The sequence below is a fragment of the Photorhabdus akhurstii genome, assembly GCF_019090985.1.
GTDB lineage: Bacteria > Pseudomonadota > Gammaproteobacteria > Enterobacterales > Enterobacteriaceae > Photorhabdus > Photorhabdus akhurstii.
The window spans coordinates 4438950-4453864 of the sequence record NZ_CP020335.1; the positions used below are offsets into that span (position 1 = coordinate 4438950).

Here is a 14915-nt window from a genome sequence, read left to right on the forward strand (position 1 = left end):
TCTATCTCCTTCATACGATTCCATCCTCACTATCCAGTGCTGCTTCAATCTGCTGATAATGATACATATCACGATACCATCCTGGTTGCTCCACCAGTTGCTGATGCTGTCCCTGCTGTATAATCGAACCTTGCTGCATCACCAAAATATTATCAGCATCAGTTAATGCCGACAGACGATGGGCACTAATAATGACAGTACGTTGTTGTCTCCATTGCCTTAAGTTTTGCAAAATACTGTATTCAGTTTGCCCATCAACCGCAGATAAGGCATCATCCAAAATCAAAATCTCTGTATCTAAGAGTAATGCTCTCGCAATAGAGATACGCTGCTTCTGCCCACCAGAAAGCATCACACCACGCTCCCCCACCTCCGTTTGATACCCTTCCGGTAAACGAAGAATATCTTCATGAACACAGGCAAAACGAGCAACTTCTTCAATTTGCTCCTGTGTAGCATCCGGACGTCCCAAAGCAATATTACTGGCAACGGTATCTGAAAACAGAAAAGGTGTTTGATTGACAACGGCAAAACGAGCCCGCCATTCATCCAACTGGATATCTGCAATTTTTATCGACTGGAAAAGAATTTCTCCCTCAGTTACATCAAACTGTCTCTGCATCAGAGCAAGCAGGGTACTCTTACCTGAACCTGTTAGACCACAGATCCCTAGTAACTGCCCAGGAGATAACCTGAAATTAATTTGATTCAGAACACTTTTATTACTTTGAGGATAATTAAAAGATTTAATATCCACATTCAGGATACTACGCTCAGGTGATAAATGACGGAAACCATTTTTAATGACAGGAGGTTCTTGTAATAAACTACGGATACGGCTATATGCAGCACCTCCCCGTTCAACAATATTAAACATCCATGCTAGCGCCAACATTGGCCAAATCATCAAACCAAGGTACATTACGAAGCTAGTAAGTTCACCCAGTGTTAATCCCCCATTCAACACCATCCAACTACCCCCTCCGACAGCCAACAAATCTGATATACCGATTGCAATAACAATTGTCGGATCAAACCGGGCATCTACTCTGGCAACATACATATTCTTACGGCTAGCCTCTACTGCAACTTGCTCAAACTGATTTGCTTGTAGATCTTCAAGACCAAATGCCTTGATCATACGAATACTAGTCAAACTTTCTTGAGCTTGATTATTCAGAGCAGAAAATGCACCTTGTGCCGATTTAAAACGATGATGTAGTTGATCACCATATCGTTTAATAATAATTGCCATAATAGGCATAGGTAACATAGCCAATAACGTTAACTGCCAACTAATTTGGACACTCATTACAATCAACACCGCGCAGCCCATAACTAGCGAATCAACCAACGTTAACACACCTTCCCCCGCGGCAAACACCACCCGTTCCACATCATTAGTAGCACGAGCCATCAAATCGCCGGTACGGTGACGCAGATAAAATTCCGGATTTTGGCGACTGAATTGCTGATAAAAATTATTCCGTAATTTAACCGCTAATTGATATGACGCCCCAAACAACCATAATCGCCATATATATCGTAGAATATAGACAAACAACGCTACGACCAACATAACACCAATCCATATCATCAATTGGTAAGATGACATAGATCGAGTACTAATGCCGTCAACAATGATACCCACCAAATATGGAGGAATCAGTAGCAGAACAGAAATGATAATAAGCAGGGTTACTGCTCCAAGGTAGCGACGCCATTCGCGACGGAAGTACCAACTTAATTGAGAAAATAATATCACAAATGTATATCCCGAAATATAAATTTATATTTAAATATAAACTTAAATATAAATTTAAATAAATAATAAGAACATTGAACCAAACTCAAAATAATTGAATTAATTCTCTGAATAATAATGGACTAATCTGGTATCGGCAATACTGTAGTATACTTAATTTTTTCCATTGCAAAGTTGGATGTAACATCAATCAACCCCGGGATACCGTTCACCATACGCTTGTAGAAAAGATCATAACTTTTCATATCTACAACTTCAACATGCATCAGATAATCACACTCACCAGCCATACGATAAAAAGCCAAGACTTCTGGCATTTGTTTTATAAATGCGACAAATTGCTCATACCAAGCACTATTATGCTGCTGAGTTCTGATCATCACAATTACTGTCAGCCCTAGTCCTAACTTTTCACTATCAAGCAAAGCAACCTTACCGATAATATAACCTTCATCTTCAAGTCGTTTTAGCCGCTTCCAACAAGGAGTAGAGGTAAGATTAACAGCTTCCGACAATGCATTCAGAGACAGACTGCAATCTTTCTGTAGTAACTTTAGCAATTTGCGGTCTGTTTTATCTAACATAACTACCTCTCATAGAAAATTTTTCCATAAAGAAACCACACATTAAGAAAAATAACAATCTCTTTCTCCCAGTATCAAGTTAATCTACCCGCCACCAATTATTTTTAAATTACAGAGTTAATAATTAATGTCACACAGTTGGACCACCAAGGCAATCAGAGAGATTCAAGCAGACCATCAACGCAGTTCTGACACTCATCTTATCCGCCTTAATTTACCGGTTTTCCCAGGTATCCATTTATATCTAAAAGATGAAAGCACCCACCCAACCGGTAGTCTGAAACACAGGCTTGCTCGTTCTTTATTCCTTTACGCACTTAGTAACGGCTGGATAAAGGAAGGTACCCCGGTTATTGAATCCTCATCGGGTAGTACCGCTGTATCCGAAGCCTATTTTGCCCGCCTGCTTGGGTTACCTTTTATTGCTGTTATGCCCTCATATACCGCTAAACGTAAGATTCAGGAAATTGAATTTTATGGTGGTAAATGCCATTTTGTTAACCATTCAGCACAAATTTATGACGAGTCAGAACGACTGGCGAAAGAACTAAATGGACATTATATGGATCAATTTACTTACGCCGAAAGAGCAACAGACTGGCGAGGTAACAACAATATTGCTGAAAGTATTTTTCGCCAGATGCAAATGGAACCATTTCCTGAACCAGATTATATCGTTATGAGCGCTGGTACTGGGGGAACTTCTGCAACGTTAGGACGCTATATCCGTTACCAAGGGCATAACACGAAACTAATTGTTGTCGATCCAGAAAACTCTATATTCTATGACTATTACCGTCAAAATTGCTGTGATATTCATGGCAATTATAGCAGTAAGATTGAGGGTATTGGCCGCCCTCGGGCTGAGCCTTCTTTTATTCCCTCGGTTATTGATGACATGATCCAAATACCTGATTGCGCCAGCATTGCAACAATTTACTGGCTGGAAAAATTACTAGGCAGAAAAGTTGGCGCATCTACGGGAACTAATGTCTGGGGAGCTCTCCTGCTTGCTAACCAAATGCATGAGCGTGGAGAACAAGGCGCAATAGTAACTTTACTGTGCGACAGTGGTGAACGTTATCTCGATACCTATTACAATCCAGATTGGGTAAAAAATAACATCGGCGATATCTCATCTTATCTCAAACAACTATCCAATTTCCGTAGTTATAAGTAACATAACCATTTTATTCTAATGAGGATGTTACAATGAGACGAGCTGTTGTTGTATTCAGTGGTGGACAAGATTCCACGACCTGCCTAATTCAAGCAATTAATCAATATGACGAAGTACATTGTGTCACTTTTGATTATGGTCAGCGCCATCGCGCCGAAATTGATGTTGCACGTAATATCATCCATTCTCTTGGTGTTGTTGCTCATAAAGTACTGGATGTCACATTACTTAGTGAACTGGCTCTCAGCAGTCTGACTCGCGATAACATCCCTATTCCCGATTACAGTGAAAGCAAAAAAAGCGCTATACCCAATACATTTGTCCCTGGCCGCAATATCTTGTTCCTGACACTGGCTGCTATATATGCTTACCAAGTTGAAGCAGAAGCAGTTATTACTGGAGTATGTGAAACTGATTTCTCCGGTTACCCTGATAGCCGTGATGAATTTATCAAAGCAATGAATAAAGCTGTAAACCTTGGCATTGCCCGTGATATCCGCTTTGAAACTCCATTGATGTGGCTCAACAAAGCTGAAACTTGGGCATTGTCCGACTACTACCAGCATTTAGACTTTGTTCGTAGTCAGACACTAACTTGCTACAACGGCATTCAAGGTAATGGATGTGGTACATGTGCCGCTTGTCATCTCAGAGCTAACGGATTAGAACAATATTTGAATGCTCCGGATAAAATAATGGCTGAAATGAAAGCAAAAACACATTTAGTTTAATCCAAATGGCAATGAGAGCCGTCCCCTCTCATTGCTCTGTTTTCACCAAAGCTCCCATTATTTCACGTAATTCACCTTCAATAGATAATGCTCTTTGCGTTTTTCTATCAATCCAAACAAATGTAGTCTTAGCATCTGCGATGAGTTGATTGTTCCTTCTGCGTATGATTTCCTGAGAAAATACACCACTTCTGTTTCTCAGCTCCGTCAATCGGCAATCCACCTCCAATTCATCGCCAAGAACTGCTGAACTGCGATAATTAATATTAATGTTGACCACTGCAAACCCAACATTGTTTTTCTGTATCCATTCCACTACAGAATGCTTATGCAACCATTCCCATCGAGCACTTTCCAGAAATTCCAAATAGCGAGCATTGTTCACATGCTGAAACAAATCTATATGATAACCATGAACTTTTATAATTGAACTCATAATATTGCCTTTATGTTAAAGTCACTCATCTGACCAGGTTGATTTCACAATAGCAAAACAAAAAATTCATACTAATTAAAGTGATTTATTTGCAACCTTGATCACAACATCCCCATTCATAAAAAAAATCATGAATGAGGATGATAGATAATATACTAGTAACTCAACTTACTTCTATTTCGCTCAATGAAAACTGGCCCTATTCCCTGAACCTCCTGTAACTGTTCCACCGTAGTAAACGCACCATGTTTTTCCCGATATTCAACGATTCCTTGTGCTTTTTTTACCCCAATACCATTTAGTGCTTTTGCTAACTCTTCCGCACTTGCAGTATTAATATTCACCTTTCCCTTTTCTTCTACTTTCAAAGCATCCTGCTGCTGTAATTGCTTTTCTGATGAAGAATTACTGGTAGCATTGACTGTTTTAGCTACTTTATCTTTTACTTGTTCAGTGGCAATCGCAAATTGCCCTCCACACGCATAAAGCAAGCCAGCGAGCAAAACAGATAAAATTCCCGATTTTTTCATATTAATTCCTCCATGTTTTATGAGCGGAAAAAAGATTGCCACAGATAAATTTGAGTACAATGGACAAAGATCAGATATGCGAAAGGCCGCGAAAGCGGCCTTTATTGACAAGATAATTACAAAGATATTTGCGATACTCTTCGCAAATTTTTATTCGATATGACCTAACTTAATTTTGGCTTTTTCACGCAAGCTAACCAGTAAAGACTCCAGCATAGCGTTACCCATTTCACTCTGATAGCTATCAATCATGCTTTTAATTTGCTCTTCGGATACAACACCTGGAGTAACTTTATCTAGTTGGATCAACACAACATCATCCAAACTATTTTTCGTCAAACCATATTCTGCCTTACCTCCTTTCGGCCGTGGTAAAGCAAATACTGCACCAACTAACACATTATCCTGAGATGTACGCTGAATAACCTGAGATTCACCAAATTGAATACCTGCATCTTTCAAGGCTTGCTCACCTTTACCTTCTTTTAAGGCAGCCAGTAATTTCTCACTTTCGACTTGAAGTTGTTTTTCAGCTTTCTGACGTTTAACCAATTCAGTAACTTGCTCTTTAACTTTCTCGAAGGGTTGTACTGTTTCTGGCTTATAATTATCTACACGGAGAACAAATGCACGATCACCTTCAACGGAGATAACATCAGAGTTAGTCCCTGTTGGCCCCTGTCCATCAACAAGATTACCTTCAAAAATGGCATGAATGACGGCCCCAAAATTAATCTCTGTCGGCACACTATTGCGATCAAACCAATCAGTCGTCACAATCTTAATACCTGAAACTTCCTCAGCCGCAGCTAGAGATTCATTATCGCTAGTAGCAGCATCACTAACCTTCTGTTGCATAGCATAGAAAGCATCTACTGCTTTTTCCTGCTTAACCGTTTTCTCAATTTCAGAACGAACTTCAGATAAGGGCTTAATTACTTGAGGCTTAACATCATCCAAATGGAAAATAGCGAAGCCATTAGAAACCTTAAGCACAGAAGAAATTTGGCCTTTCTCTTTCAAATTAGCTTGTTTCAACTCTTCAGGAAGAGCATCCTCTTCCATCCAACCGATCTCACCACTATTTTTCGCTGAAAACTTATCCGTAGATTTTTTAGTCGCTAATTTACCAAAATCAGCACCTTTATTTAACTCATCAAGCACTGTTTTAGCTTCAGCTTCAGTTGCAAGCTGAATCAGACTGTATTTTTTCTGCTCTGGTTGGGTATAACGTTTCAGATTATGTTCGTAGTAAGCATCAACATCAGCAGATGTAGCTGAAACTTTATTCATTTCATCTACAGCGTCCATCTTGATATAGCTAACTTTCACTTCTTCTGGAGCAATAAAGCTGCTTTTATTCAGATTATAGTAATCTTGTAAGTCTTTATCTGTTACTTCCTGCTGCGCCTGAATTTTCTTCAGCTCCAGTGTAGCCATACGGGCAGTTCTCTGTTGCAGAAGTAATTCAGCGCTGAGTTTTACCTCACTAGGCAATGCTATTTCACTACCAGAAAAAGCCATAATTAATTGTTGATTAACTAAGTTCTGGCGTGTTTGTTCAGCAAAAATATCTGGACTCATATTGGAACGGTCGAGCAACTCCAGATATTTGTTGTTATCAAATTTACCATTTGTCTGAAAGTAAGAGATATTTCGGATAGAATCCTTAACTTGCTCATCGCTGGCAGATAAACCCAATGCACGGGAATATTGCTCAATCAGTACATTATTAATTAGACGCTCCAAAGCCTGATTACGAATCTGCTTCATGCTTTGTTCGTCACTTGCCAACACTGAGAATTTATCTCCCAATTGCTCTTGCAATGCGTTTCTCTCTTGCTGAAACGCACCCTCCAATTGAGCACGACTGATAGCCTGGCCATTCACTTCGGCAGCATAACTACCAGCTCCACTTGTCAGGTAGCCGCCAACCCCCGTCAAAACAAAAGACAGGATAATGAGAGCCAGCACGATTTTAAGCACAGGACTGTTTGCCGCCGTGCGTAGGTTGTCCATCATAAAGAGGCAAAACTCCGCTTTGGTGAAATTGAAAACGCCATATTACGCTAATTCAAGCGCTAAGAGAAAAAAAGCGCACCAATCAATTGATGCGCTTCTATTTTAACTTACCAAACCTGTATCGTCAGTCTATGTTTGCCAATATAACAAGGACTGATAAACAATATTTGGTTCATGTCACCCATTAACAGCGTCTTTCAAACCTTTACCTGGACGGAAAGCAGGTACTTTAGCCGCAGCAATTTTGAGCTCTTTTCCTGTTTGAGGGTTACGGCCTGTACGTGCAGAACGTTCACGAACAGCAAAAGTACCGAATCCCACCAGAGCAACATCATCGCCATCCTTCAATGCACCCGTTACAGAAGAAATAAATGCATCTACTACACGCCCTGCGGCTGCTTTAGAAATATTAGAGTCAGCAGCAATCTTGTCGATCAGTTGTGATTTATTCACTCTTATCATCCCCATATAGTTTTTACTATCGCATCAGAATCCTAACGGATAACCCGATAGCAGTGCCGTTATATCAATCCTTTCCGATATTGGCAAGAAATCATAAGACAACAAAATATTTATTAGACAGTTCATCCAAGTTAGCAATATAAAAAGGCTGGCAAGCCTGAATTCGCTTACCAGCCTATATTTCATCCATAATTATTAAGATAGTTCACTATTTTTGCACTATTGAACTGACACTAATTCTGCGCCAAACACAGGATCCTGCAATGTAATAGCCAAAACATCTTCAATACGTTTTACTGGATGGATCTGTAGATCTGCAATAATATTTTGGGGAATTTCTTCCAGATCACGTTTATTCTCTTCCGGAATTAAGACTGTTTTAATTCCGCCTCGATGAGCAGCCAGTAGCTTCTCTTTCAAGCCACCGATTGGCAGAACTAAACCACGCAATGTGATTTCACCGGTCATAGCAACATCAGCTCGAACCGGATTACCGGTCAGACAGGAGACCAATGCTGTACACATGGCGATACCCGCACTTGGGCCATCTTTCGGCGTCGCACCTTCCGGAACGTGGACGTGAATATCCCGTTTCTCATAAAAATCAGCGTTGATACCCAACTTATCAGCACGAGCACGAACAACAGTTAATGCTGCTTGAATGGATTCCTGCATAACCTCACCGAGTGAGCCAGTATAGGTTAGTTTACCTTTCCCTGGAACACACGCGGTTTCAATGGTTAGTAAATCACCACCAACTTCAGTCCATGCAAGTCCTGTGACCTGACCAATACGGTTTTCCGTATCTGCACGGCCATAATCCACACGTTGAACACCCAGATACTCTTTTAAGTTATCTGAATTGATTTCAATATGTTTTAAATTTTTATCCATTAACAATGCTTTTACCGTCTTACGGCACAGCTTAGAAATTTCTCGCTCTAAACTACGCACTCCTGCTTCACGAGTGTAATAACGGATAATCCCAATAATAGCACTGTCATCAACAGTTAATTCGCTTTTTTTCAGGGCATTACGTTCAATCTGCTTAGGCAGCAAATGACGTTTGGCAATATTCAATTTTTCATCTTCGGTATAACCGGAAAGACGAATAATCTCCATACGATCCAACAATGGCGCCGGAATATTCATAGAGTTGGATGTTGCAACAAACATGACATCTGACAGATCATAATCGACCTCCAGATAATGGTCGTTAAATGCCACGTTCTGTTCCGGGTCCAAAACTTCCAGCAAGGCAGAAGCTGGATCACCACGCATATCGGATGACATCTTATCAATCTCATCCAGCAGAAACAGAGGGTTCTTCACTCCAACTTTGGACATTTTTTGGATCAATTTGCCCGGCATAGAGCCAATATAGGTTCGGCGATGACCACGGATTTCAGCCTCATCACGAACCCCACCCAGTGCCATACGCACATATTTCCGCCCGGTCGCTCGCGCAATGGACTGACCTAAAGAGGTTTTACCCACCCCAGGAGGCCCAACCAAACATAAAATCGGCCCTTTAATTTTACTAATTCGGCTTTGTACTGCCAAGTACTCAAGGATACGCTCTTTCACACGCTCCAAACCATAATGGTCGGTATCCAAAGTTTCCTGAGCTTTAACCAAATCTTTTTTGACTTTACTTCGAGCAACCCACGGAACCTGCACCATCCAATCGATGTAACTACGGACAACCGTCGCTTCCGCCGACATAGGAGACATCATCTTCAGTTTTTGCAATTCAGCTTCGGCTTTTTCACGAGCCTCTTTGGGCATTTTTGCTGCTTCAATTTTACGCTTTAGGGTTTCATACTCATCAGGCGCATCATCCATTTCACCCAATTCTTTCTGAATCGCTTTCATCTGTTCATTCAGGTAGTACTCGCGCTGGCTTTTTTCCATTTGTTTCTTCACGCGGTTACGAATGCGTTTTTCTACCTGTAACAAATCAATTTCTGACTCCATCATTGCCATCAGATATTCAAGACGCTCAACGACATCAGACATTTCCAAAACAGTCTGTTTATCACTAAGCTTCAATGGCATATGCGCAGCAATTGTATCAGCTAATTTAGCGGCATCTTCGACACTGTGTAACGAGGTCAGAACCTCTGGCGGAATTTTCTTATTTAATTTGATGTAACCTTCAAACTGATTAATAGCAGTCCTGATCATAACTTCTTGCTCACGCTCATCAACGAGCGGCGAGTCAAGATACTCAGCATGAGCAGAAAAATGTTCGCCATTATCAGCCAGAGTCGTAATGCGGGCACGTTTCAACCCTTCGACAAGCACTTTTACCGTGCCGTCAGGCAGTTTTAACATCTGTAAAATAGAAGCTACGGTACCAACGGAGAAAAGGTCATTAACCCCTGGCTCATCAGTTGAAGCTTCTTTTTGCGCAACCAACATGATCTGTTTGTCATGATCCATTGCTGCTTCCAGGCAGTGAATAGACTTCTCACGCCCTACAAACAATGGGATCACCATATGCGGGTAAACCACCACATCGCGCAGAGGCAATACAGGGATTTCTATGCGTTCGGAACGCTCAAGATTCATAGAGCTCTCTCTTCGTTTAGCTTTCGCCAGTTTTTAGGAATCTCGTGAAACACGGTTCTCACGAGTTTCACTCCATAGAATATAAAATATATGGGGACAGGAATTTGACATTCAATGGTATGGCACTTTAATAAAAACAAAATGAGGGTAATCCCCTCATTTTATTCAATAATATCTCGTTTAGTGAATTCTCTGCCCTAGACTCAATTATTCACCAGAAACCTGGGCATCCGGTTTGCTGTAAATCAGCAAAGGCGCAGATTGACCATTGATAACAGATTCATCTACAACAACTTTTCCAACGTTTTCCATTGATGGTAGATCATACATAGTGTCCAACAAGGCGCCTTCAACAATAGAGCGTAGGCCGCGGGCCCCCGTTTTACGAACCATTGCTCTCTTAGCAATAGCAGTCAGGGCTTCACTTCTGAATTCCAGATCAACGCCTTCAAGGTTAAACAGTGCTTGATACTGCTTGGTCAACGCATTTTTAGGCTCTTTCAAAATCTGAATCAACGCTTCCTCACTCAATTCACTGAGCGTGGCAACAACAGGTAACCGCCCAATAAATTCAGGGATAAGCCCAAACTTAATGAGATCTTCCGGCTCAGCCTGTGCAAGCAATTCGCCTTCAGTCGCTTTTTCTGACTCACCTTTGACTTTCGCACCAAATCCAATACCCGTACTGGTATTTAAACGCTGGCCAATGACTTTATCCAGACCTGCAAATGCACCACCACAAATAAATAGGATTTTGGAGGTATCTACCTGTAAAAACTCCTGTTGTGGATGTTTACGCCCCCCCTGAGGAGGAACTGCCGCAATTGTACCTTCAATCAGTTTCAGCAACGCTTGCTGTACACCTTCACCTGAAACATCCCGAGTAATTGATGGGTTATCAGATTTACGTGAAATTTTGTCAATTTCATCAATGTAAACAATACCGCGTTGAGCTTTTTGTACATCGTAGTCACATTTTTGCAGTAATTTCTGAATAATGTTTTCTACGTCTTCTCCCACATATCCCGCTTCGGTCAGCGTAGTCGCATCGGCCATGGTAAAAGGAACGTCAAGATAACGAGCCAATGTTTCAGCCAATAGCGTTTTACCACTCCCTGTCGGCCCAATAAGCAGAATATTACTTTTACCTAATTCAACACCGTTACTGATATCGCCATTACGTAACCGTTTGTAATGGTTATAAACAGCAACCGCCAACACTTTTTTCGCCGTTTCCTGGCCGATAACATAATCATCCAAATGCTGACGGATTTCATGAGGCGTTGGTAATGCACTACGCTCACGATGTGGTACAAGCTCTTTAATTTCTTCGCGAATAATGTCGTTACATAAATCCACACACTCATCGCAAATATATACTGACGGGCCAGCAATCAATTTTCGCACTTCATGTTGGCTTTTCCCGCAGAAAGAGCAATACAGCAGCTTTCCTGAACCGTCTTTGCGCTTATCTGTCATCAGTCACAACCTCACTTTATCAACTGCTCCCCCAGATTTATCTGGCAAAGCAGGAAACTTCTGCTATTACCCCAAACGTCATAGCTTTACCAAATGGTAAGCCGAATGTTTATATTATAGCTTCCGGGAATAATAAATTAATCGCGATGGGTGAAAATCTTATCAACCAATCCATACTCTACGGCTTCATCTGCCGACAAGAAACGATCACGTTCTGTATCTTTCGCGATCTCTTCAATAGGTCTTCCCGTATGTTTTGCCATTAACTCATTCATACGCGATTTTACTTTCAATATTTCCTGAGCGTGAATTTCAATATCTGTAGCTTGTCCCTGGAAACCGCCTAATGGCTGATGGATCATAACCCGGGAATTTGGCAAACAGATACGTTTTCCCTTTGCCCCAGCAGTCAACAAGAATGCTCCCATTGAACATGCCTGCCCCATACAAATAGTACTGACATCCGGTTTAATAAACTGCATCGTATCATAGATGGACATTCCCGCAGTAATCACACCACCTGGCGAGTTGATATATAAGAAAATATCTTTTTCCGGATTCTCCGCCTCAAGAAACAGCATCTGAGCTACAACCAGGTTTGCCATATGATCTTCAACCTGACCGGTCAGAAAAATAATACGTTCTTTTAATAAGCGCGAATAGATATCGTACGAACGTTCCCCACGCGCAGTCTGTTCAACTACCATCGGCACCAGAGCCATGTGAGGCGCATATTGATCCCGCTTGTCGCTATATGACATTTTCGTCTCCTAATAGAATTCATGTTGGTGCCATTCATAACCAATTCTACTTGAGATAAGCGATGATGACCATGATTCAAAGTTAACCAATCAAGGGGGAATTACCCCTGAAAAATTTTGCAATCATATACATAATATTAAAAAGGATCTGGGGTTAAACCCACTTTTTTCAAGAAAAATCTTGCCTCTTACTTATAAAAAAACCCGCAGATTTATCTGCGGGTTCATTTCACTAAGACAACAAATTCATTATCTCATGACAAAATTAAAACTTATGCCATTTGATTCTGATTCATTAACTCATTGAAAGTGGTTTCTTTTTCAGAAACTTTTGCTTTACCCAGAAGAACTTCAACAGCTTGTTCTTCCAAAGCAATATTACGAACATTGTTCATCAATTCTTGGTTTTTACCATAGAATTCGATCACTTCTTGAGGATCTTCATAGGCAGAAGCCATTTCCTCGATTAATGCTTTAACACGCTCTTCATCAGCTTTCAGTTCATTACTGCTGATAACTTCACCTAACAGCAGGCCAACCACAACGCGACGTTTAGCTTGTTCTTCAAACAGTTCACGAGGCAGTTCCAGAGCTTGTTTTTCATTGCCGCCAAAACGCTGAGCCGATTGACGACGCAGAACATCAATTTCGCTATCAACAACAGCGGCCGGAACATCGATTTCGTTAGCCTTAACCAAACCATCGATAACCTGAGATTTAATACGGTTACGGACCGCATTTTTCAGTTCACGTTCCATATTTTTACGTACTTCTGCACGCAGACCATCAACGGTGCCATCAGCAATACCGAAACGTTTGATGAATTCTTCATTCAACTCCGGCAGTTCACGCTGTTCCACTTTTTTCAATGTGATCGCAAACTTAGCAGCTTTACCTTTCAGATTTTCAGCATGATAATCTTCTGGGAAATTGACATCAATGGTAAATTCTTCCCCAGCTTTATGACCAACAATGCCCTCTTCAAAACCTGGGATCATGCGGCCCTGCCCCATAGCCAGAACAAAATCAGATGCCTTACCACCTTCAAACTCTTCACCATCAACAGAGCCATTGAAGTCAACAGTAACACGATCTTCTGCGCCAACAGCTTCTTCGGTTTCTTTCCAATTAGCCTGCTGCTTACGCAATGTTTCCAGCATCGCATCAACATCTTCGTCTTTTACTTCAACAACAGGTTTTTCAACTTCAATGGCTTCCAGATCTTTCAATTCAACTTCTGGATAAACTTCAAACTCTACAGAGTAAGTGAAATCTTCACCATTTTTGAATTGTTCTGGTGCATAACTTGGCGCACCTGCTGGATTAATTTTTTGCTCGATGATTGCATTAATAAAGTTACGTTGCATCAGATCACTCAGAACGTCCTGAATGACAGAAGCACCGTAACGTTGTTTAACAATGTTCATAGGCACTTTGCCTTTACGGAAACCATCGATACGAACTTTTTTTGCTACATTGACCAACTCACTACTAACTGCTTTCTCAACATCGGCAGCAGGAACGGTGATTGTCACACGACGCCCAAGGCCTTGAGTGGTTTCAACAGAAACTTGCATCTTTTTACCTCAAAAAAATCATAGTGCTCGGTCAACTCCAGAGACCATACAACCAGCACATATTTGTATGTACCAATCGCAACACTCTCTAAGAACCGGGGCGGTCGCATTTAAAAACCGAGAATCCCTGATGTCAGAAGCGTCCCGAAACCATTCTAAAAATTAGACGCGACATTATAGCGATGCAGACGGTGTGAGTCGAGAATTGCTGAAAAAAGGCCGAACTATTCATCAACTTCACAGGATAACGATTATTCAGCGGCTAAATTTACATCCAAAACGGATGCATATATAAAACATAAAAACGGCCCGAAGACCGTTCGCTAAATTTATTTTATTGTGTAAGAAAATGTCCAAAACTAAGTATCAATCAGCGGATTTCAGGCAACAATATTACCCCCGCGACATGCTGGTGACGCTAAAACAGTATCCTGTAATTCATTCCACTCTTTTTCTGTATAGGTATGCAACGCCAAAGCATGAACACCTGCGGACAATTCTGCCGATAATACGCTGTAAACAGAACGATGGCGGTTCAGCATACGTTCACCAGCAAATTTATTACTGATGATTACGACCTTAAAATGGCTTTCAGAACCTACGGGTACATTGTGACGATAACTTTCATCAATGACCTCAAGATATGAGGGATTAAATGCAGCCTGTAATTTCTCTTCTATATCCTGATACACCATATCATTCTCCTTAACCACACAGCAGTCGTACTGCCAACCATACTAATAATTTTAGTCTATTCTCCATGAGTTATAGCACCAACGCATTAAAATATCTTTTAATCGAATCCCACATCATA

The 14915-nt window shown here is 41.0% G+C and carries 13 protein-coding genes; 2 read left to right on the forward strand and 11 right to left on the reverse strand.

Going from position 1 to position 14915, the window contains the following annotated elements:
* Positions 1 to 10 precede the first annotated feature (10 nt).
* Together B0X70_RS19020 and B0X70_RS19025 are read right to left on the reverse strand one after the other, a co-directional pair.
* Positions 11 to 1765 carry a SmdA family multidrug ABC transporter permease/ATP-binding protein gene (locus tag B0X70_RS19020; protein WP_036775137.1) on the reverse strand — a complete coding sequence of 585 codons (1755 nt, stop codon included), beginning with the start codon at positions 1763 to 1765 and terminating at the stop codon, positions 11 to 13.
* 122 nt (positions 1766 to 1887) lie between these two features.
* Positions 1888 to 2349: an Lrp/AsnC family transcriptional regulator gene (locus B0X70_RS19025; protein WP_217470118.1), complete on the reverse strand. Its 462-nt coding sequence runs from the start codon at positions 2347 to 2349 to the stop codon at positions 1888 to 1890.
* A gap of 127 nt (positions 2350 to 2476) precedes the next feature.
* On the opposite strand from B0X70_RS19025, the gene B0X70_RS19030 reads away from it, so the two are divergent.
* Positions 2477 to 3529, forward strand: coding sequence for a PLP-dependent cysteine synthase family protein (locus B0X70_RS19030; RefSeq protein ID WP_217470120.1), 1053 nt, complete (start codon positions 2477 to 2479; stop codon positions 3527 to 3529).
* Between the two features lie 32 nt (positions 3530 to 3561).
* Positions 3562 to 4260 (forward strand): 7-cyano-7-deazaguanine synthase QueC, encoded by a 699-nt coding sequence (gene queC / locus B0X70_RS19035; RefSeq protein WP_217470121.1) that lies wholly within the window; start codon positions 3562 to 3564, stop codon positions 4258 to 4260.
* A 28-nt stretch (positions 4261 to 4288) separates the two neighbouring features.
* Here the strand turns inward: queC and B0X70_RS19040 are convergent, their stop codons facing one another.
* From B0X70_RS19040 to bolA, 9 genes are all read right to left on the reverse strand, one after another.
* Positions 4289 to 4696, reverse strand: a complete 408-nt coding sequence (locus B0X70_RS19040; RefSeq protein ID WP_036775130.1) for an acyl-CoA thioesterase — start codon at positions 4694 to 4696, stop codon at positions 4289 to 4291.
* Positions 4697 to 4851: 155 nt separating this feature from the next.
* Positions 4852 to 5226, reverse strand: coding sequence for a ComEA family DNA-binding protein (locus B0X70_RS19045; protein WP_105397729.1), 375 nt, complete (start codon positions 5224 to 5226; stop codon positions 4852 to 4854).
* A 150-nt stretch (positions 5227 to 5376) separates the two neighbouring features.
* Positions 5377 to 7248, reverse strand: coding sequence for a peptidylprolyl isomerase (ppiD, locus tag B0X70_RS19050; RefSeq protein WP_217470123.1), 1872 nt, complete (start codon positions 7246 to 7248; stop codon positions 5377 to 5379).
* A 177-nt stretch (positions 7249 to 7425) separates the two neighbouring features.
* Positions 7426 to 7701, reverse strand: coding sequence for a nucleoid-associated protein HU-beta (gene hupB / locus B0X70_RS19055; RefSeq protein ID WP_011148005.1), 276 nt, complete (start codon positions 7699 to 7701; stop codon positions 7426 to 7428).
* A gap of 228 nt (positions 7702 to 7929) precedes the next feature.
* Positions 7930 to 10284 (reverse strand): endopeptidase La, encoded by a 2355-nt coding sequence (gene lon, locus B0X70_RS19060; protein ID WP_036775120.1) that lies wholly within the window; start codon positions 10282 to 10284, stop codon positions 7930 to 7932.
* A 207-nt stretch (positions 10285 to 10491) separates the two neighbouring features.
* On the reverse strand, positions 10492 to 11763 hold the full coding sequence (gene clpX / locus B0X70_RS19065) for an ATP-dependent protease ATP-binding subunit ClpX (protein WP_036775117.1): 1272 nt from the start codon (positions 11761 to 11763) through the stop codon (positions 10492 to 10494).
* A gap of 137 nt (positions 11764 to 11900) precedes the next feature.
* Positions 11901 to 12524, reverse strand: a complete 624-nt coding sequence (clpP, locus tag B0X70_RS19070) for an ATP-dependent Clp endopeptidase proteolytic subunit ClpP (RefSeq protein ID WP_036775116.1) — start codon at positions 12522 to 12524, stop codon at positions 11901 to 11903.
* Positions 12525 to 12796: 272 nt separating this feature from the next.
* Positions 12797 to 14101, reverse strand: a complete 1305-nt coding sequence (tig, locus tag B0X70_RS19075) for a trigger factor (RefSeq protein WP_040150024.1) — start codon at positions 14099 to 14101, stop codon at positions 12797 to 12799.
* A 380-nt stretch (positions 14102 to 14481) separates the two neighbouring features.
* A complete protein-coding gene (gene bolA / locus B0X70_RS19080; RefSeq protein ID WP_036775112.1) occupies positions 14482 to 14796 on the reverse strand; it encodes a transcriptional regulator BolA in 315 nt (104 codons plus the stop codon).
* Positions 14797 to 14915: the final 119 nt, after the last annotated feature.